Raw genomic sequence first — 19,032 nt, 5'->3', positions numbered from 1 at the left:
TCATGCAATCCAAAAACCTATCCGGTATTAGCATAAGTTTCCCTATGTTATCCCGGTCTGAGAGGCAGGTTGCCTACGTGTTACTCACCCGTCCGCCGCTAGGGTCCGAAAACCCTCGCTCGACTTGCATGTATTAGGCACGCCGCCAGCGTTCGTCCTGAGCCAGGATCAAACTCTCCAATAAAGTTTGTTACTGGTTCAAAGCTGGCAAATCATTAATGATAGACTCATCAACGCTTTCGCTGTTCAGTTTTCAAAGAGCATTTTTTGTCGAACGTTTTACATCTTATCACGTTCGTCATTTGCGAGTCAAGAACTTTTTTATCGAAAGTTGTTATCTTTTCTCGTTTTCTGTCGTCGTTCTTGGCGACAAGGAATAATCTATCACATATAAAAAATGAAATCAATAGTAAATTTCAAAGTTTTTTTCTTCCTGTGCAATCTATGCCCGCAATAGAGCCTTTCTGATGGCTGCATTCTCCAAACAAAAAAGAGCTGTTTCCGCTACATACAGCGGCTAACAGCTCCTTTGCACCTAATGGCTCAAAGCGAACTCTTCGCGTAAAATTCCCATCATAATCGTATCGTAATACTGCCCATTCACGTACTCGTTCTGGCGAAGCCGTCCTTCAACAACAAACCCGCATTTCTCATAAGCGCGAATCGCCCGGGTATTGCCGCTCCACGTATCGAGTTGCACACGATTCAGATTCAACCGCAAAAACAGAAAGCGAAGCAAAGTCTTCAACGTATCTGTCCCGTACCCCGTACCCTTTGCTCCAATACTCTTTTGCCAAAATCGCGATGCCAATCGTCGCTGTCCGCGTGACCGGATTGACATTGCGATAGTCACAATTGCCAATGTGAACACCTTCAAGCGTGTAAATCGAAAAAGCGAACCGATTCCATTTATCATCCAAACGAGACGTCTTTACGCTTTCCTCATACAAAACCCGCAGCGTATCAAGCGAGACATTGCTATACACCGCCATAGACGTTCCGGCGGCCAATGTTGCTGCCTCTTCGTCATTGCGCCACAGATACATTCTCTCCATATCCTCCGCCGCTACCGGGCGCAGTTCCACTACATTTCCTTTGATCAAATCGTTCCCTGCCTTTCAATCGGTGATTGTTTTCGTTACCAAGTCGTTCATGCTTGACGCTTGTTGTCTTCATAAGACATCACACCTTTCGAAAGTCAGATATTGGAATCATAACAAAAAACCACCCTACCGTACATAGAGTGGCTTCCAAACAAACTCAGATGAGCGCCTGGAACGCTTAACGCCTGCCCCGCAACTCAGCAAGCACATCATCCAAAGGCAGCTTCTGTTCCCGCAACAAGACAAGCAAGTGAAAAAGCAGGTCGGAAGCTTCGTAGCGCAATTCCTCGTGGCTGCGATTTTTGGCCGCAATAATGACCTCCGCTGCCTCTTCCCCTACCTTTTTCAAGATTTTGTCGACGCCTTTTTCAAACAAGTAAGTCGTATACGAACCTTCCGGCCGCTCCGCTTCACGCTTCGCGATCAATTCCTCCAATTCGCCCAGAATCGCAAACCGCTCGCCTGCTTCTCCCTTTTCAAGCTCCTTTTCCCCTGCCAAAAGCTCTCCGGAAAAACAGCTGTAGGCCCCGGTATGACAAGCCGGACCATTCGGCACTACTTGCACGACGAGCGCGTCGCTGTCGCAATCCACCTGCATGGAAACAATCCGCTGGGTATTTCCCGACGTCGCTCCCTTATGCCACAGCTCTTGCCTGGATCGGCTCCAAAACCACGTTTCTTTCGTCTCCACCGACCGCAAAAACGACTCCTCATTCATATAGGCAAGCGTCAAAACAGCCTTGCTCTGTGCATCTTGAACAATGACAGGAATCAATCCGTTTTCGTCAAACCGCAACTTCTGCGCTGCAAGTGCAAGTTCTACTGTCATGGCCGCACGACAACTCCTTTTGTCTGGAGATACTCTTTCACCGATTGAATCGATGTCTCATCATAGTGAAAAATCGAAGCTGCCAAAGCAGCATCGGCCTTCCCCGCTGTCAGCACATCGTAAAAATGTTCCTTCGTTCCCGCTCCCCCAGAGGCAATCACCGGAATGTTTACCGCTTCCGACACTTGCTTGGTCAATTCAATCCCAAAGCCTTTCTTCTCGCCATCATCATCCATGCTGGTCAAAAGAATTTCGCCAGCTCCCAACGCTTCTGCTTCCTGCGCCCAGCTGATGACATCTTTTCCCGCAGAATTGCGCCCGCCGTGCGTATACACGTCCCAGCGCCCTTCTCCCACCGCTCTGGCGTCGATCGCAACCACGATGCACTGGGAGCCGAACACACTCGCCCCTTCGCGAACCAGCTCCGGTCGAAACACCGCAGCCGTATTCAACGAGATTTTATCCGCACCCGCCCGCAAAATCCGCTTCATGTCCTCCACGCTGTTGATCCCGCCGCCAACGGTAAAAGGAATCGTAATATTCGCTGCCGTCCGCTCGATGACGTCCACCATTGTCTTGCGCCCTTCGTGGGAAGCGGAAATATCGAGAAAAACAAGCTCGTCCGCCCGCTCCTCGCTGTATTTTTTCGCCAGTTCGACCGGATCTCCGGCGTCGCGCAGCCCTACAAACTGAACCCCTTTTACGACACGACCGTCTTTTACGTCGAGACAAGGGATGATTCGTTTAGCCAACATTGCTTTCACGTCCCTCCATCCGACCAAGCGCTTCTTCCAATGTAAAAGCGTCCGTGTAGAGCGCTTTTCCGACAATCGCCCCGGAAACGCCGTCGGCTGCGTGCTGGGCCAACACCAGAAGATCGTCAAGCTGGCTTACTCCTCCCGATGCGATCACCGACTTGCCTGTCGCTTGCGCAAGTGCAGCAATTTCCGCGACATTCGGCCCTGTCATCGTACCGTCACGGACGATATCTGTATAAATGAACGTTTCCGCGCCATGCGTGACGAGCCGCTTGGCCAGCTCAGTCGCTGACACGTCAGTCGTCTCCAGCCACCCCCGCGTCGCCACCATGCCGTTGCGGCAGTCCAGCCCGATGGCGATTTGGTCGCCATAAGCTTGCAAAATCCGCTTGGTAAAAGGCTCGTCTTCAATCGCCGCCGTACCGACGATCACCCTCGCCACACCTGCTTCAAGGTAGTCCTTGATCTGCTCTTCCGTGCGGATGCCGCCGCCGACTTGCACAGGTACGGAAATCGTGCGGGCAATTTCCTTGATGATCGCAACGTTGACCGGCTTCCCTTCCTTGGCGCCGTCCAGATCAACGAGATGTACCCAGGATGCTCCCTGTTCCACCCAACGCTTTGCCATGGCAAGCGGAGAATCGGCGTACACCGTTTCCTTTGCATAATCTCCTTGAAACAACCGCACGCATTTTCCACCGCGAATATCAATAGCTGGATAAATGATAAAACTCACGCCAAAACCCCCTCGCATTGAACGGCAAAATTGCGCAGCAGCCGCATTCCGGTCTCGCCGCTTTTTTCCGGGTGGAACTGCATCCCGTACACTTCGCCCTGCGCCACAATCGCTGTCACATCCTGATAGTAGTCGCTCGTCGAAAGCAGCGCCTCTGGTTTGCACTTCACATGATAAGAGTGGACAAAGTAGACATAATCGCCTTCTGCAACTCCCGCCAAAAGCGGATGCTCGCGGTGCAGACGCAACTGATTCCAGCCCATGTGCGGCACCTTGTAATCCCCTTGGAAGCGGACTGCTTCTCCGCCAATCAAGCCAAGCCCGGTATTTTCCCCATGCTCCTCGCTTTTGTCGAACAAGAGCTGCATCCCCAGACAGATGCCCAAAATCGGCCTGTTTGTAGCCGCGTACGAACGGATGGCTTGATCCAGCCCCAGCTCTCTGATGTTCGCAATAGCGTCGCCAAAAGCCCCTACTCCGGGCAAAATCAACCCGCTATACTCCTGCAACCGCTCAGGGGCGGACACAAATTCGTACGAATAACCGAGCCGCTCCAGAGCCTTGCTCAAGCTGTACAAGTTGCCCATGCCATAGTCGATGATGCCAATCATGCTACAAAACCCCTTTGGTAGACGGGACCCCTTTGACACGCGGATCAATCGTCGTCGCTTCGTCCAGAGCGCGGCCGAGCGCTTTGAAAATGGCTTCGATCATATGGTGCGTATTGTGGCCGTAATGCAAAATCACGTGCAAGTTGATCCGCGCTTCAAGCGCCAGCTTCCATAAAAACTCGTGCACAAGCTCAGTCGGAAATTGCCCAACCATGTTCGTCGGATAGGCAGCCCGATACTCCAGATGCGGCCGATTGCTAATGTCGATCACCACTTGGGCCAGCGCGTCATCCATCGGAACAAAAGCGTTGCCGTACCGTTTGATTCCTTTTTTGTCCCCCAACGCCTCGCGGATACAATGTCCGAGACAAATGCCGATATCCTCCACCGTGTGGTGATAGTCGATCTCGATATCCCCTTTTGCTTTTACCGCCAGATCGAAATGCCCGTGACGCGTGAACAAGTCAAGCATGTGATCCAAAAAGGGTACGCCTGAAGCCTGACTGCTTTCCCCGGAACCATCCACCCCAAAGGAAAGGGCGATTTGCGTCTCATTTGTGTTGCGCTCTATTTCTGCTGTACGCAGCGTACGTTCACTCATCGTTTGCCACACTCCTGCTCTTCGCGTTCAAAGTCGCGCAGCCTTTCCGCTATGGCGCGCCCATGTCCTGCCAACCCTTCCTGTTCAGCCAGGGTAACGATCTTTTGTCCGTTTTTTCGCAAATCATGCTTGCTGTAGGAAATGACACTGGACTTTTTAATAAAGTCATCCACTGACAGAGGAGAGGAAAAACGCGCAGTGCCATTGGTCGGAATGACGTGATTCGTTCCGGCAAAATAATCCCCGACAGGCTCCGAGCTGTACGGGCCGAGAAAAATAGCCCCGGCATTTTGTACCTTCCCAAGCTGTGCGAATGGCTCGGCAATCATGATCTCCAAATGTTCGGGAGCGATCTGGTTGATGACCGCAAACCCTTCGTCCAAATCCTTGACAAGCAAAATGGCTCCGTAGTCGCGAATGGCTGCCGCGGCGATCGCATGGCGGGGCAAATCCGCCAACTGCCGTTCTACCTCAACAGCTACCTGCTCGGCCAACTCCTGCGACGCAGTGACCAGGATGGCAGCAGACATCGGATCGTGCTCAGCCTGCGACAGCAAATCCGCAGCTACATAACGCGGATTGGCCGTTTCGTCAGCCAATACGGCAATCTCGCTCGGTCCTGCCACCATGTCGATACTGACCAGCCCAAACACTTCCCGCTTTGCCAGAGCGACAAAAATATTTCCCGGTCCGACGATCTTGTCTACCGCCCTGATTTGCTCCGTTCCATAGGTGAGTGCCGCAATGGCTTGCGCTCCGCCCACTTTGTATATCTCCGTTACCCCCGCAATTTGCGCTGCGACGAGAATCGCCGGGTTTACTTTGCCGTCCGCTCCGGGAGGCGTTGTAATCACTACTTCTGGAACGCCCGCAATTTTTGCCGGAATCGCATTCATCAACACACTAGAAGGATAGGCTGCCGTGCCCCCTGGCACATACAGTCCCGCCCGCTGCAAAGGACGAACCAGCTGCCCCAGCATCGTGCCGCTTTCTTTTGTCACAAACCACGACTGGCGCACCTGACGACTATGATAATCGCGGATGTTCTCTGCCGCTTCCTCCAGTGCAGCTTTGACCTGTGCAGATACTTGCCCGTTCGCCTCGGCAAATTCCGCCTCCGTCACCCGAAACTGCTCCAGTCGCACGCGGTCAAACCTCTCTGTATACTCCCGCAATGCTTCATCTTTGCGCTCCCGAACATCCGTCAAAATGGCTCTGACAGCTTCTTGCTGTTCTCTCGTACCCGACTCCACTGACCGCTTCCCGTCAAACTCGCTGGCTGCCATAATCCGCATGGTCGCTCTCCTCTCCCCGTCTCTATTTTCTGCCTGGAATGACCTCAAGAAATTTTCCGGCGATGTCATCGACCGCTTCGCTTTTCATCCGATAGCTCGCTCGATTGGCAATCAGCCGAGTCGTAATCTCGCAAATATGCTCCAGCTCCACCAAGCCATTTTCCTTGAGCGTCCGCCCCGTAGAGACAATATCCACGATGCGGTCAGCCAGTCCGATCATCGGAGCCAGCTCAACCGAGCCATTCAGCTTGATAACTTCGACCTGCTGCCCTTGCTCGCGAAAATAACGGGAAGCAATCTTCGGGTATTTCGTCGCTACTCGCGGCGAGTCGGTCGGCTTCCAATCGGGCAATCCTGCCACCATCATGCGGCAGTAGCCAATCTGCAAATCCAGCAGCTCGTACACATCCCGTTCTTCTTCGAGCAAAACATCCTTGCCGACTACACCCACATCAGCAACTCCGTACTCCACATATGTCGGGACATCGGCAGGCTTTGCCAGGATGAACTCAAGACTGGCATTTTCCACCGGAATGACCAGCTTGCGCGAGTCCTGCAACTCAGCCGTTACTTCCAGGCCAGCTTGCTGCAAAAAGTGCACAGCCTCTTCAAAAATCCGCCCCTTGGGCATGGCAATCGTCAGCTTTTGCTCATTTGCGAAAAACGCCATCTGCTAATCCTCCTGTTCCGTCATGCAAATCACCCTGCTGTATCCTTGACCATTTTCTGCCGCGATCTCTGCCCTGCCGCCAACGAGTCTCGTGATAACCACGACTCCCTCCGCCCTCAGCTGCTGTGCCTTTGCCAGCGCTTCCTGACGCCGTTTTTCCGTATACAGCAGCAAAATTCGTTCGGTAGTTTCCCCTTTTACAGAGGGAGTAACGGTCAAAAGCCGATCCATTTTAATCGCAAACCCGGTGGCAGGAGCGGAACGTCCGAATTGCGCCAAAAGCTGATCATAACGGCCGCCACCCAACAGCGGAGAGCCGAGATCGGCTGCGTATCCTTCAAACACGACACCCGTGTAGTAATTCAGATTGATAATCAAATTGAAGTCCAACAGCAAATCTTCGGTGACGCCGTAAGCTTCCAGTGAGTCCCACAGCGAAGCAATCGTTTCTACCGCTTGCCCCGCTTTTCCATCCCCTGCTAAGGCTCTCGCCTCGGCAATCTTGCCTTTTCCGCCGCGCAAACGAAGCAAGGCATCCAGCCGTTTCTTCGCTTCGAAATCGATCCCGATCGTCTCCAGCAATTGGCGAAAACCAACAAAATCGCGTTCGTACAAAAACTGGCGGAATTGCTGGCGCGTGTCCTCATCGGCAATCACATCCTCCAAAAGCCCGTCAACAAAATCAACGTGTCCGATGGCAATGCGGAACGTCTCTACCCCTGCCGCACGCAGACAAAATACAGCAAGCGCGATGGCCTCGGCATCCGCATCAACTGAGCCATCCCCGATCAGCTCAATTCCCGTTTGAAAAAACTCCGCATTCCGGCCAGCTTCCTTTTCCTGCGCCCGAAATACATTGGCCTGGTAAAACAGCCGGATCGGCAGCGGCACATCCTTATATAAAGAAGAAACAACGCGAGCGATTGGCGTAGTCATATCCGGCCGAAGCACAACGGTATGCCCCTGTTTATCCAAAAGCCGGAACATTCGGTCCGTCAATGTTGCGCTCGCCGTCCCGACCGTATCGTAATACTCCAGAGAAGGCGTGGAGATTTCCTCGTATCCCCAACGCTCGATACAATGTCGCAACGACCGCTCCAAATGCCGTTGTTTCGCCAGTGATTCCGGTAATATGTCCCGCATCCCCAGCGGTTTTTCAAATCCCAACGGCTTCGCCATCGTCATTCCCTCCACCCATTCGCTTTACTCTGCTAATATGGTAACAAACTAAAGTGTTATGAAGAAGATTACCACGAAGCTCCGTTTAAGGTCAACAGAGATAAGAATAGTCGAAAAATTCTTTACCATGATCTTGCGCTACATAAAATATAGAAAAGAAGCCCGCCAATCAACGGACTCCCTTTTCTACCTAATTCTTCTACTCGCTGACGAACAGCCCTACTCCCTAATGGTCCGCAAGCCCTCCGGCGCGGATCACTTGCATCGGATTGCCGCCGACAAAAGCCCCCGGCGCTACGTCTTTATGTACCACGGTTCCTGCTGCTACGATCGCTCCGTCCCCAATCGTCACGCCTGGCAAGATAGTCGTATTGGCTCCAATCAACACTCTGTCGCCGATGATTACTTCGCCCAAGCGGTATTCCTCGACCAGATACTCATGAGCGAGGATGGTCGTATTGTAGCCAATCACACTGTTCTTGCCGATTTTGATCAACTCCGGAAACATCGTATCCATCATGACCATCAACGCCACGGCAGTCTCATGCCCGACCTCCATGCGCAAAAAAGTACGGTACATCCAGTTTTTCCAGGCCGGAAAAGGCGTATAGCGGGCAAGCTGGATGACAATGAAGTTTTTCATGACTTTCCAAAAGCTGACCGTGCGATACATTTGCCAGAGAGGGTTCGCTCCCTGGACCGGATAACGTGTTGTCTTTCTCATGCGCTGCTCCTCGTCCTACAAGTCCGAATCGGCATCTTCCAAAATCGCGTTGGACTGCTTGCGCGAGAAGTGCATCGCCGCATTGTAGCCCATCCGCTTCAAGCGGAAGTTCATCGCCGCCACTTCGATAATGACAGCCAGATTTCGTCCTGGGCGCACTGGAACGGTAATGATCGGAATTTCCGTGTCCATGATCTTCAACGTTTCTTCGTCCAGCCCCAGACGTTCGTACATTTTGTGTGGCTCCCACAGCTCCAGTTGAACCACCATTTCAATATTTTTCACATTGCGGACCGCACCTGCTCCGAACATGGTCATCACGTTGATGATCCCCACCCCGCGAATTTCAAGCAGATGCTGAATCAGTTCGGGGGCGCTGCCGCTAAGCTGACCACCTTGCGTCTGGCGAATCTCGACAGCGTCGTCTGCAACCAGGCGATGCCCGCGCTTGACCAGCTCCAGAGCCGCTTCGCTTTTCCCGATTCCGCTCGATCCCATAATCAGAACCCCGACGCCGTAAATGTCTGTGAGCACCCCGTGAATCGTGGTAGTAGGCGCGAGGCGATTCTCCAGAAAGTTGGTCATTTTGCCGACAAGCGTAGTCGTAGCCAGAGGGGATTGAAGTACAGGCACGCCCCAGTTGTTCGACGCCTCGATCATTTCCTCAGGTACAGGCTGGTTGCGGGTGACGCAAAAACATGGCGTCTGCCCTTGCATCAAAAAGTTCATCCGCTCCAGTCGTTCATCTCGGTTCAACGTTTGGAAAAAGTTGATTTCCGTCAAGCCAAACAGCTGAATCCGCTCTTCCGCGTAATAGGAGTAGTAGCCAGCCAACTGCAATCCGGGACGGCTCAAATCCGTCACTGTAATCTCGCGTCCCAGCCCTTCCTCGCCACTCAAAATCGTCATATTGAAATGATCCACAATGTGGCTTACATTTGTCCTTCGCATCAAAGCTTCCCCCTTGTCTGGGATAACCGTCCCCGGTAGTTCTTCTATTGTATCGAAACCGTCTTGCCTCCGACAACCTTTGCCAGGCAAGTCCTCGTGTCTATCGGATCAATTTGTCGTATCATTTACATTTTTCTTGTTATTTCATAAGATAGAAAATGAGGTTGGTATCAGGCAAAATCCGAGTTACAGTTCATATATAGACTGTTTTTCCGAATGTCGGACAAAAAGAGGAGGCAACAACTTGGACTTTTTACTCCGTTTCTTACTCGTAGACCTACCCGAAGCCTTCTTGCTACTGACGATTAGTTTAGCTTTTTTCAACCTGTCGGTGTTTGAGAAGAAAAAACAAGCTATTCTCTTTAGCCTGTTGTTTGCCGTGACTGGTGAACTGCTTGCTTTGTTGGAGGTGCCGTATCAGCCAAAAGTAATATTGATGTTTCTTACTGCAACTTTGCTTTTCCTCACCATCTACCGATTTAATACTCTTAAAGCAGTTTTTATGGGGACAGTTGATCTTGGCGTCATGATTCTCACCGAATCGATCATTCTCGCCATTTTCAACAGTCAGCAATATTTTTTAGAAGAGATTTTGTCTACCACTATGCTGACTGTCTTTGCTCGCATATTTTACTTGGGTATGTTCCTGACTATAGCCGTTGTGTTACGTGTCAATAAGTTCGATATCCATCAGCTCTTCAGACAAAATCGCTTAAATCGGTATTTGCTTCTGCTGATTCTACTGGGAAGCATCGAGTTCTTGCTTATATTGTTCATGAATACCTCCTTTTTCCTAAGAGAAAATAATTCATCACTATTTGCAATCTATACACCACAGTTCCAAATGTTTATTCAACTAGCCATTCTAGCTTTGTTTATTGTCATTGTTGTCTTATTCAGGATTTATCTCAATTTAACGATTAACCGAGTGGAAGAAGAAACCGGAACACCTTATTTAAACAGCATTCATGATCTTTTTACCGCTGTTCGCTCCATGAAGCATGACTCTTTAAATCATTACACAGCAATCAATGGCTTTTTGAAGAAAGACTTACATAGCTACGCCAAAGAATACGTAGAACAGTTGCTAAAAGAAACCGTCCTGATTGAAAGATCAGCTGACTCCAGTGTTCAAGTATTGGAGCAAATCAAAAATCCGGCTGTTGCCTCTTTACTGCAATCCAAAATGGTGGTCTGTCTGGTTGAGAGAATCTCGCTCACACTAGAAATAAAAGAAATTACTCAGTTCTCTCAATACAAAACGTACGATCTTGTCAAGATTTTAGGTAACCTGCTTGATAATGCAATTCGTGCCACCTCGTATGAGCTAGAAGAAAATCGTTATATCCTTTTTGAATGGGGACAAACAGAGGACGAGCATTACCTGTATATCGAGAATAGTGGACCAACAATTCCTGAAAATCAATTGCAAGAGATTTTCCAAGTTGGGTATACCACGAAAAAGAATGGTGAAGGTGGACTTGGTCTCGCCATCGTAAAAAATGTTGCAGAGCGTTACAACGGCAAAATAAAAGTCAGTTCCGTCGATGGTATCACCAGTTTTCGCATTACTTTTGCCAATCGATAACAGGAGGCAACATAATGACTTGGACACAGCGGATATCCGAAAGAATTGCCCATTTCATTAAAACGAGCGACTCTCCTTACACAGTGGAGCAATTGGCACATGGAATTGAACTCTTCTTGCTTAATACTCTCAATCTTTTCGTCATTCTTCTCATATCGGCTGGATTCGGTTTAACGGGGGAAGTTTTTCCTCTGCTGTGTCTATTCTTTTTGTTCCGATTACTAACGGGCGGAGTACACCTAAAAAACCCGTGGTCATGTTTAGCCGCCACGATTGTGCTTATGATCTCAGGTGGTGCCATTATCAATTACTCCCCCGTTGTTTCCGATTCTCTCTTAATGCTTATGATACTTGCATCGACCTTAATAGCCCTTGTGATCAATTATTTATATGGCCCTGCAAAACGTGCCTACATAAACGAAGATAGCAAAGCTCGAGAAAAGCTTCGAAGAATCGTCATAATCATCATCCTTATTAGTTGTTTTCTGTCAATTATATTGGTACAATATTCCTACAAGCTACCTATGATTTACATACTAGCAGTTTTATATCAGTCTCTTCTTCTTACCCCCTTTTCATTTCATCTTGTATCTTTCCTAGAAAAATCTTTTTCGAGAGGATGATACCATTGAAGAAAATTCTTTCAGCTTTTTGTAGTTTCTTTGGAGCCATTTCTGCTTTGAATATTGCAGGGGTTTTAAAAGCTGGCTTCCTTTACGAACCACTTCCCCCGCACATGAGAGAAGAAAGCTCAAAACATCAGACATAACCCGCTTCCACTAACAAACCCGCGCACTCCTCAACGAGCACGCGGGTTTTTTGATGCTTGCTACCTTTTCTCTTTTTTCATGCCGACGACCATTTCAATCAGCCAGCCGAAAATACTCATCAGCGCAGCGGCTACCATCACGATGCCGATGTTGTCGGGCCACGGTCCTACCTCGAAACCGTCGATGAAGTAGGCTGTCAAAGCAAACGTCAGGGCGTTGATGACGAACCAGAACAGCCCCATCGTCAAGATCGTCAGCGGCAAGGTGAAAAACGTCAAAACGGGGCGGATCAACGTGTTCACGACACCCAAAATCAGAATGGCCCACAAGGCCACGGTGAAATTGGCAACATAGATAGACGTAAACCATTTGCTGATCAGAAGCAAGGCCGCGCCGTTCAGCAGCATTTTGATTATCCAACGGATCATTCTCATTCCTCCTTTGGCTGGCGTCACCAGTGTCTACAAGAGCCCTTTTCCTTCCAAGTCCCAGCGCTCAAAAAATCGAACCATGAACTCGTGACGCTCCTCGGCAATTTGCCGGGCTGTTTGCGTGTACAGCCTGTCTTTGATGCGTCTCAGCTTCCATTCGTATTCTTTTGCCGGAGTATGCTGCTCCTCGTCGTCAGATTGGATAGGACCTCCAATAACACCAGTATAAGCAAAAACTCTGGCGACTCCAATAGCGCCTATTGAATCGAGTTTATCTGCATCAAACAAAATTTTCTCCTCCAACGATGCTGGAGGACGGTCTTTGCGAAAGCGATGAGCCAATATAGCCGACTGCACTCGCTTGATCTCTGCTTGCTCCATTCCTCGCTCTTGCAGCCATGTTCCTGCTGCCCTCGCGCTGATCTCGGCATGGCATTCGCCGGTTGCGCGCTCTTGTGCCCTTCCGACATCGTGCAGCAACGCTGCCAGCCGCAATACCTGCATGTCCGCCCCTTCCTCGCAGCCAATCCGCTCGCACATCGCCATGACGCGCAGATTATGCTGCCAGTCATGAGCCGGGTCCTGCCCGTCAAAACAGCGCTCGGCCTCCTGAACCAAATCGGCCGGAAGCGCAGCTATCGCTTGCTTTGCGTAATCCATAGCTTCTCCTCCTCCGTCTCGCCCTTGCATCACCGCACGACCATGTGCCAGTTGCCAGTCACTCGTTTTCTTTGTTAAACAGCAAAAGACGCCCCCCTGAACAATCAGAGAGGCAGTCTTTGGTTTACTTCGACACCAGCTGTTCCAGCTTGGCAATCGTTCTCGCTTTGTCTCTTTCCAAAATCGGCTTGAGGTATGTTCCGGTATACGAGCCTTCCAGCTTCGCCACTTCTTCCGGAGTACCCGAGCCGACGATCTGACCGCCGCGCGTACCGCCCTCTGGCCCCAGATCGACGATGTAGTCAACTGTCTTGATGACGTCCAGGTTGTGCTCGATGACCAGTACCGTATCGCCATTTTCCACCAGACGCTGCAACACCTTCAACAGACGATCAATATCGTCTGTGTGCAACCCTGTCGTCGGTTCGTCCAAGATGTACAGCGTACGCCCTGTGCTGCGGCGATACAGCTCGGATGCGAGCTTGACACGCTGCGCTTCGCCGCCGGAGAGAGTCGTCGCAGGCTGTCCAAGCTTCATGTAGCCAAGACCTACATCCACGATCGTTTGCAGCTTGCGCTCGATCTTCGGCAGGTTGCGGAAAAACTCAACCGCATCCTCAATCGTCATCTCCAAGACGTCTGCGATGCTCTTGCCTTTGTATTTCACATCGAGAGTCTCCCGGTTGTAGCGCTTGCCATGGCACACTTCGCAAGGCACGTACACGTCCGGCAAAAAGTGCATCTCGATTTTGATAATCCCGTCACCGCTGCACGCCTCGCAACGGCCGCCTTTGACGTTGAAGCTGAAACGGCCCTTTTTGTAACCGCGCACCTTGGCTTCGTTCGTCGAGGCAAACAAATCGCGAATGTCATCAAAAACACCCGTATACGTCGCCGGATTGGAGCGCGGCGTCCGGCCAATCGGCGATTGATCGATGTCGATCACTTTGTCCAAATGCTCCAGCCCGACGATTCGGCGGTGTTCGCCCGGTTTTACTTTGGCGCCGTTCAGATCGCGCGACAGCACCTTTTGCAAAATCTCATTGATGAGCGTACTTTTCCCGGAGCCTGATACCCCTGTCACAGCAACGAACAGCCCCAGCGGAAATTTGGCCGTAACGTTTTTCAGGTTGTTTTCCTTCGCGCCTTCGATCTTCACCCATTTGTCAGATGGCTTTCTGCGCTCCAGCGGAACAGGAATGAACTTTCTGCCGCTCAAATAAGCGCCTGTCAGCGAGTTCTCATCTTTCATCACTTCTTCCGGTGTGCCGGCAGACACTACTTGACCGCCGTGGATGCCTGCTCCCGGACCGATATCGATAATATAATCGCAAGCCATCATCGTATCTTCGTCGTGCTCGACGACGATCAGCGTATTCCCCAGCTTGGTCATATGCTCCAACGTTTTGATCAGGCGGGCGTTGTCCCGCTGATGCAGACCAATGCTCGGCTCATCGAGAATGTAGAGGACGCCCATCAAGCTGGAGCCGATCTGGGTAGCAAGCCTGATCCGCTGCGCCTCTCCCCCGGACAAAGTCCCTGCCGCCCGGCTCAAGGTGAGATAATCCAGTCCGACATCAATCAAAAAGTTAAGCCGTGCCTTGATTTCTTTGACGATCAGATTGGCGATCTTCGCTTCCCGCTCCGTCAGCTCCAGTCCGTCAACGAACTGATGGGCATCGAGAATAGACAAAGTCGTCAGCTCCGAAATGCTGCGCTCGCCGATCTTCACAGCGAGGCTCTCCTGGCGCAAACGATGCCCTTTGCAGACAGGACAAGGCTTTTGGCTCATGAAGCCTTCGATTTGCTCGCGAATGTAGTCGGAGCTGGTCTCCAGATGACGCCTTTGCAGGTTGGGCACGACGCCCTCGAATGGCACGACTGCTTCCCGCACTTGCCCGAACTCATTTTCATAACGGAACTGGATTTTCTCCCCTTCGCTGCCGTACATCAAAATCTGCACCTGCTCAGGAGTCAGCTCCTCGTACGGGATATCCATGCGAATATGGAAGTGGCGGCAAGCCGATTCCAACAGCTGCTGGTAATACGTCGACGACTTCGGCTCCCATGCACCGATCGCCCCTTCGTGCAACGTCTTGGTGGCATCCGGAACAACCATATCCGGGTCTACTTCCAGCTTTACTCCCAACCCGTCGCACTCCGAGCACGCACCGAACGGGCTGTTAAAGGAGAAAATCCGCGGCTCCAGCTCGCCAATGGAAAATCCGCAAATCGGGCAAGCGTGCTTCTCGCTGAACAACAGCTCCTCTTGTTCCATCACGTCGACGATGACCTTGCCATCTGCCAGACGCAAGGCCGTTTCCAGGGAATCCGCCAGGCGGGACTGCACATCCGGCTTCACGACAACGCGGTCCACCACAACCTCAATGTTGTGCTTCTTGTTTTTCTCCAGCTTGATGTCCTCGGACAAATCGGTAATCTCGCCATTTACGCGCACGCGAACAAAGCCTTGCTTGCGGATATCTTCCAACAGCTTGACGTGCTCGCCTTTGCGCCCCTGAACCATCGGAGCGAGAATTTGCATTTTGGTGCGCTCCGGATACTCCATCAGGCGATCGACCATCTGTTCAATCGTCTGGGATTGAATCTCGATGCCGTGTTCGGGACAAATCGCCCGGCCGACACGCGCATACAACAAGCGCAAGTAGTCGTAAATCTCCGTGACCGTACCAACCGTAGAGCGCGGGTTGCGGCTCGTTGTCTTCTGATCGATGGAGATCGCAGGAGACAGCCCTTCGATCGAATCGACATCCGGCTTGTCCATCTGCCCGAGAAACTGGCGGGCATAAGCAGACAGGGACTCGACATAACGGCGTTGTCCCTCTGCATAAATCGTGTCAAAAGCAAGCGAGGACTTCCCCGAACCGGACAAACCCGTCAAAACGACGAATTTGTCCCGCGGGATCACTACATCAATATTTTTCAGATTGTGGGCACGAGCGCCCTTGACGACAATATGTTCCAATGGCATGAAAATACCTCTCCTTAGAGTTCCGCCTTCAGTTCCAAAATCAAATCACGCAGTTCGGCCGCACGTTCGAACATCAAGTTGCGCGCCGCTTCCTTCATTTCTTCTTCCATACGCTCGATAACAGCCAGTCGATCCTTCTTCGGCATCTTCTTGAAGTCCGCATGTGGCAAATAGTCCGCTTTTTCCTCTGCCACCTTGGTCGCCTCGATCACTTCGCGCACGGCCTTTTTCACCGTCTGCGGCGTAATTCCGTGCTTCTCGTTGTAAGCGATCTGAATAGCTCGCCTGCGTTCTGTCTCGCGAATCGCGGAGTTCATCGAATCTGTCATTTTGTCGGCGTACATGATGACGCGCCCCTCAGCGTTACGGGCTGCCCGGCCGATCGTCTGAATCAGCGAACGCTCGTTGCGCAGGAAGCCTTCTTTATCGGCATCCAAAATCGCCACAAGCGATACTTCCGGCAAGTCCAAGCCTTCCCGCAGCAGGTTGATCCCGATCAGCACGTCAAATTCGCCCAAACGCAAGGAACGCAAAATTTGCATCCGTTCGATCGTCTTGATGTCGGAGTGCAGATAGCGTACCTTGATCCCGATTTCCTTGAGGTAGTCCGTCAAGTCCTCGGACATTTTTTTCGTCAGAGTCGTGACCAGTACGCGCTCGTTTTTGGCAATCGTCGCCTGGATTTCCCCGATGAGATCGTCAATCTGTCCTTTGATCGGGCGAACCGAGATCGTCGGATCGATCAGCCCTGTTGGACGGATGACTTGCTGCACCACTTCCGGGCAATGCTCCAGCTCGTACGGGCCGGGCGTTGCAGAAATGTAGATAGCCTGGTTGACCTTTTCCTCAAACTCCTGGAATTGCAGCGGTCGGTTGTCCTTCGCAGACGGCAGGCGGAATCCGTGCTCAACCAGGACGTTTTTGCGCGCCTGGTCGCCGTTGTACATCCCCCGCACTTGCGGCAAAGTCATGTGCGACTCGTCGATCAGCAAAAGGTAGTCCTCTGGAAAGTAGTCCATCAAAGTGTACGGAGCGTGCCCTGCTGGCAGCCCTGTCAAATGTCGCGAGTAGTTTTCAATCCCGGAGCAAAAGCCCATCTCCAGCATCATTTCGACATCGTAGCGCGTGCGCTGTTCCAGTCGCTGCGCTTCCAGCAGCTTTCCCGCCGCTTTAAGCTCGGCCAATCGCTCTTCCAGCTCCACTTCGATGCTTTGAACGGCCAGCTTCATTTTTTCTTCGCGGGTGACATAGTGAGAAGCAGGGAAAATGGCTACGTGGTCGCGCTGTCCCAAAATCTCTCCGGTCAACACATCGATAGAGGTAATCCGCTCAATTTCGTCCCCGAAAAACTCCACACGAATAGCCTGTTCGCTCTGCGACGCGGGAAAAATCTCCACGACGTCTCCACGAACCCGGAAGGTCCCGCGTGTGAAGTTGATATCATTGCGCGTGTACTGAATGTCGACCAGGCGATGCAAAATCTCGTCTCGGCCTTTTTCCATCCCCACTCGCAGCGACAGCAACAGTTCCTTGTACTCTTCAGGCGAACCCAAACCGTAAATACAAGAGACAGAAGCGACAATGATGACGTCCCTCCGCTCAAACAACGCACTGGTCGCCGAGTGACGCAGCTTGTCGATCTCGTCGTTGATGCTGGAGTCTTTTTCAATAAATGTATCCGATTGGGGAATGTATGCTTCTGGCTGATAGTAGTCGTAGTAGCTGACGAAGTATTCCACCGCGTTATTCGGGAAAAACTCCTTGAACTCTGCGCAAAGCTGGGCAGCCAGTGTCTTGTTGTGCGCCATCACCAGCGTCGGCTTGTTCACCTGGGCAATTACTTGGGCAGCCGTAAACGTCTTTCCCGTACCTGTTGCACCGAGCAGTGTCTGGTGCCGCTTGCCTGCCTGGATGCCTGCCACCAGTTCGGCGATAGCGGTCGGCTGGTCACCGGACGGTTGATACTCCGATACCAATTCAAAACGCTCCATTCCCTCGTTCATCTCCTCGTTGCAAGACTGTTCTATTTCCATTATAACACAATTTAAGCTCTGATAAGCCAGAAATTCGAACAAATGTTTGTCTTCATCCTTCGACAGATTATACCGATAATAAGTAGTAGTGCACAAGTATGTACGGTTAGACTCGCCACCTTCAGGGAGGATCGACATGTCAGATATCGGAACCACCGTTAAAAATAATCCTTATATACAGCCACACATGAGCTACCAGGGCAAAAAAGAGTTCTCGGCAGAGCTGGATAACAATGCGTTCATGAAGCTTTTGCTGGAACAGTTGAAGCACCAGGACCCTACATCCCCGATGGATAACTCGCAGTTCATTCAGCAAACGAGCATGATGACCATGGTGGAGCAAATGAAAAAGATGTCCACCTTGATGGAGCAATCCAACAACAGCATGCTGACGCTGGAAAAATACGAAGCGCTGACGGGTCGCACCGCAACCTACTCCCTCACGACCAAAGACGAAGTAACGGGAGAAACTGCGACTCAAACAAAAGAAGGCGTGCTGGAAGCCGTCTACATGGACAAAGGCAAAATATACTTCCGCATTACCGGAGAGACTAACCCGATTCCGCTTGCAGACATCAAAGGACTGGAGTCGCAAGGCATGACGGGGAATGCGCTGGACAGCAGCCTCAAGTTCATGAACATGATCGGCAAAGACGTTTCGTACAAAACGACCAAAGAAATAGACAAAGACGGAAACCCGGCTACTACGGACGACATCACGAAAGTCGACGAAATCGCCAACGCCGTCATCACCGGGTTCACAACAAAAGACGGAATCACTCAGTTCTCGCTGAACAACGGTCAGACGGTCAAGCTCGATCAGGTCGTCGGCATGAGCGTGAAGCCGGAAAACAATGCCATGAGCAACTCGTTGCAATATGCGCAAATGATCGGTTTCAACGTCACTTACACAGAAAGCCAAACCAACACGGACGGTTCAAGCTCAAACAACAGCCTGAATGGCGTCATCAAGGCTGTCAGCATGAAAAACGGCATCGTAGAGTTCGTCTTGGCTGATGACAAAAAAATTGCGCTGAATCAAATCACCGGATTTGAAGCGAGCGCCTAGTCTAGTTACACACAAAAGCCGCCTCTTCTGTA

19 protein-coding genes and 1 rRNA gene are annotated in these 19,032 nt (G+C 51.3%); 3 read left to right on the top strand and 17 right to left on the bottom strand.

Annotation, left to right across the window (positions count from 1 at the left end; translation table 11 throughout):
• From EDM60_RS23555 to hprK, 13 genes are all read right to left on the bottom strand, one after another.
• Nucleotides 1–184 (bottom strand): 16S ribosomal RNA (locus EDM60_RS23555); the annotation flags it as partial.
• Nucleotides 185–535: 351 nt separating this feature from the next.
• Entirely contained in the window at nt 536–748 is a 213-nt protein-coding gene (locus EDM60_RS29260) for a GNAT family N-acetyltransferase (RefSeq protein WP_341867788.1), read from the bottom strand.
• Nucleotides 651–1,103, bottom strand: coding sequence for a GNAT family N-acetyltransferase (locus EDM60_RS23550; RefSeq protein WP_233454183.1), 453 nt, complete (start codon nt 1,101–1,103; stop codon nt 651–653). Before EDM60_RS23550 ends, EDM60_RS29260 begins: the two co-directional genes overlap by 98 nt.
• Before the next feature lie 178 nt (nt 1,104–1,281).
• Nucleotides 1,282–1,932 carry a bifunctional phosphoribosyl-AMP cyclohydrolase/phosphoribosyl-ATP diphosphatase HisIE gene (gene hisIE, locus EDM60_RS23545; RefSeq protein WP_122966118.1) on the bottom strand — a complete coding sequence of 217 codons (651 nt, stop codon included), beginning with the start codon at nt 1,930–1,932 and terminating at the stop codon, nt 1,282–1,284.
• The gene (gene hisF, locus EDM60_RS23540) at nt 1,929–2,687 is read right to left on the bottom strand and encodes an imidazole glycerol phosphate synthase subunit HisF (RefSeq protein WP_122966117.1); all 759 of its coding nucleotides are present in this window, start codon (nt 2,685–2,687) and stop codon (nt 1,929–1,931) included. Before hisF ends, hisIE begins: the two co-directional genes overlap by 4 nt.
• Complete coding sequence (gene hisA / locus EDM60_RS23535) at nt 2,677–3,426, bottom strand: 1-(5-phosphoribosyl)-5-[(5-phosphoribosylamino)methylideneamino]imidazole-4-carboxamide isomerase (protein WP_122966116.1); 750 nt, start codon at nt 3,424–3,426, stop codon at nt 2,677–2,679. The genes hisF and hisA overlap by 11 nt, the downstream gene beginning before the upstream one ends.
• The gene (gene hisH / locus EDM60_RS23530) at nt 3,423–4,037 is read right to left on the bottom strand and encodes an imidazole glycerol phosphate synthase subunit HisH (protein WP_122966115.1); all 615 of its coding nucleotides are present in this window, start codon (nt 4,035–4,037) and stop codon (nt 3,423–3,425) included. The genes hisA and hisH overlap by 4 nt, the downstream gene beginning before the upstream one ends.
• A gap of 1 nt (nt 4,038) precedes the next feature.
• On the bottom strand, nt 4,039–4,638 hold the full coding sequence (hisB, locus tag EDM60_RS23525) for an imidazoleglycerol-phosphate dehydratase HisB (RefSeq protein WP_122966114.1): 600 nt from the start codon (nt 4,636–4,638) through the stop codon (nt 4,039–4,041).
• On the bottom strand, nt 4,635–5,933 hold the full coding sequence (hisD, locus tag EDM60_RS23520; protein ID WP_122966113.1) for a histidinol dehydrogenase: 1,299 nt from the start codon (nt 5,931–5,933) through the stop codon (nt 4,635–4,637). Before hisD ends, hisB begins: the two co-directional genes overlap by 4 nt.
• A gap of 22 nt (nt 5,934–5,955) precedes the next feature.
• Nucleotides 5,956–6,603, bottom strand: coding sequence for an ATP phosphoribosyltransferase (gene hisG, locus EDM60_RS23515; protein WP_063229311.1), 648 nt, complete (start codon nt 6,601–6,603; stop codon nt 5,956–5,958).
• A 3-nt stretch (nt 6,604–6,606) separates the two neighbouring features.
• Complete coding sequence (locus EDM60_RS23510; protein WP_122966112.1) at nt 6,607–7,782, bottom strand: ATP phosphoribosyltransferase regulatory subunit; 1,176 nt, start codon at nt 7,780–7,782, stop codon at nt 6,607–6,609.
• Nucleotides 7,783–8,008: 226 nt separating this feature from the next.
• A complete protein-coding gene (locus EDM60_RS23505) occupies nt 8,009–8,506 on the bottom strand; it encodes an acyltransferase (protein WP_122966111.1) in 498 nt (165 codons plus the stop codon).
• 15 nt (nt 8,507–8,521) lie between these two features.
• Entirely contained in the window at nt 8,522–9,457 is a 936-nt protein-coding gene (gene hprK, locus EDM60_RS23500; protein WP_063229308.1) for an HPr(Ser) kinase/phosphatase, read from the bottom strand.
• A gap of 244 nt (nt 9,458–9,701) precedes the next feature.
• Between hprK and EDM60_RS23495 the strand changes: the two genes are divergently transcribed.
• Together EDM60_RS23495 and EDM60_RS23490 are read left to right on the top strand one after the other, a co-directional pair.
• On the top strand, nt 9,702–11,045 hold the full coding sequence (locus tag EDM60_RS23495; protein ID WP_122966110.1) for a sensor histidine kinase: 1,344 nt from the start codon (nt 9,702–9,704) through the stop codon (nt 11,043–11,045).
• A gap of 14 nt (nt 11,046–11,059) precedes the next feature.
• Complete coding sequence (locus EDM60_RS23490) at nt 11,060–11,668, top strand: accessory gene regulator B family protein (protein WP_122966109.1); 609 nt, start codon at nt 11,060–11,062, stop codon at nt 11,666–11,668.
• A 206-nt stretch (nt 11,669–11,874) separates the two neighbouring features.
• On the opposite strand, the gene EDM60_RS23485 is transcribed toward EDM60_RS23490, so the two are convergent.
• From EDM60_RS23485 to uvrB, 4 genes are all read right to left on the bottom strand, one after another.
• Entirely contained in the window at nt 11,875–12,243 is a 369-nt protein-coding gene (locus tag EDM60_RS23485) for a phage holin family protein (protein WP_063229305.1), read from the bottom strand.
• A gap of 33 nt (nt 12,244–12,276) precedes the next feature.
• On the bottom strand, nt 12,277–12,906 hold the full coding sequence (locus EDM60_RS23480; protein WP_122966108.1) for an HD domain-containing protein: 630 nt from the start codon (nt 12,904–12,906) through the stop codon (nt 12,277–12,279).
• Nucleotides 12,907–13,030: 124 nt separating this feature from the next.
• Nucleotides 13,031–15,898 (bottom strand): excinuclease ABC subunit UvrA, encoded by a 2,868-nt coding sequence (uvrA, locus tag EDM60_RS23475; protein WP_063229303.1) that lies wholly within the window; start codon nt 15,896–15,898, stop codon nt 13,031–13,033.
• Between the two features lie 14 nt (nt 15,899–15,912).
• Nucleotides 15,913–17,889, bottom strand: coding sequence for an excinuclease ABC subunit UvrB (gene uvrB / locus EDM60_RS23470; RefSeq protein ID WP_122966107.1), 1,977 nt, complete (start codon nt 17,887–17,889; stop codon nt 15,913–15,915).
• 178 nt (nt 17,890–18,067) lie between these two features.
• Here uvrB and EDM60_RS23465 point away from each other — a divergent pair, with 178 nt between their 5' ends.
• Complete coding sequence (locus EDM60_RS23465) at nt 18,068–19,000, top strand: flagellar hook assembly protein FlgD (RefSeq protein ID WP_122966106.1); 933 nt, start codon at nt 18,068–18,070, stop codon at nt 18,998–19,000.
• Nucleotides 19,001–19,032: the final 32 nt, after the last annotated feature.

Origin of the sequence: Brevibacillus parabrevis, from assembly GCF_003710905.1 — a bacterium.
GTDB lineage: Bacteria > Bacillota > Bacilli > Brevibacillales > Brevibacillaceae > Brevibacillus > Brevibacillus parabrevis.
This window is presented reverse-complemented; position numbering and strand designations above follow the sequence as displayed.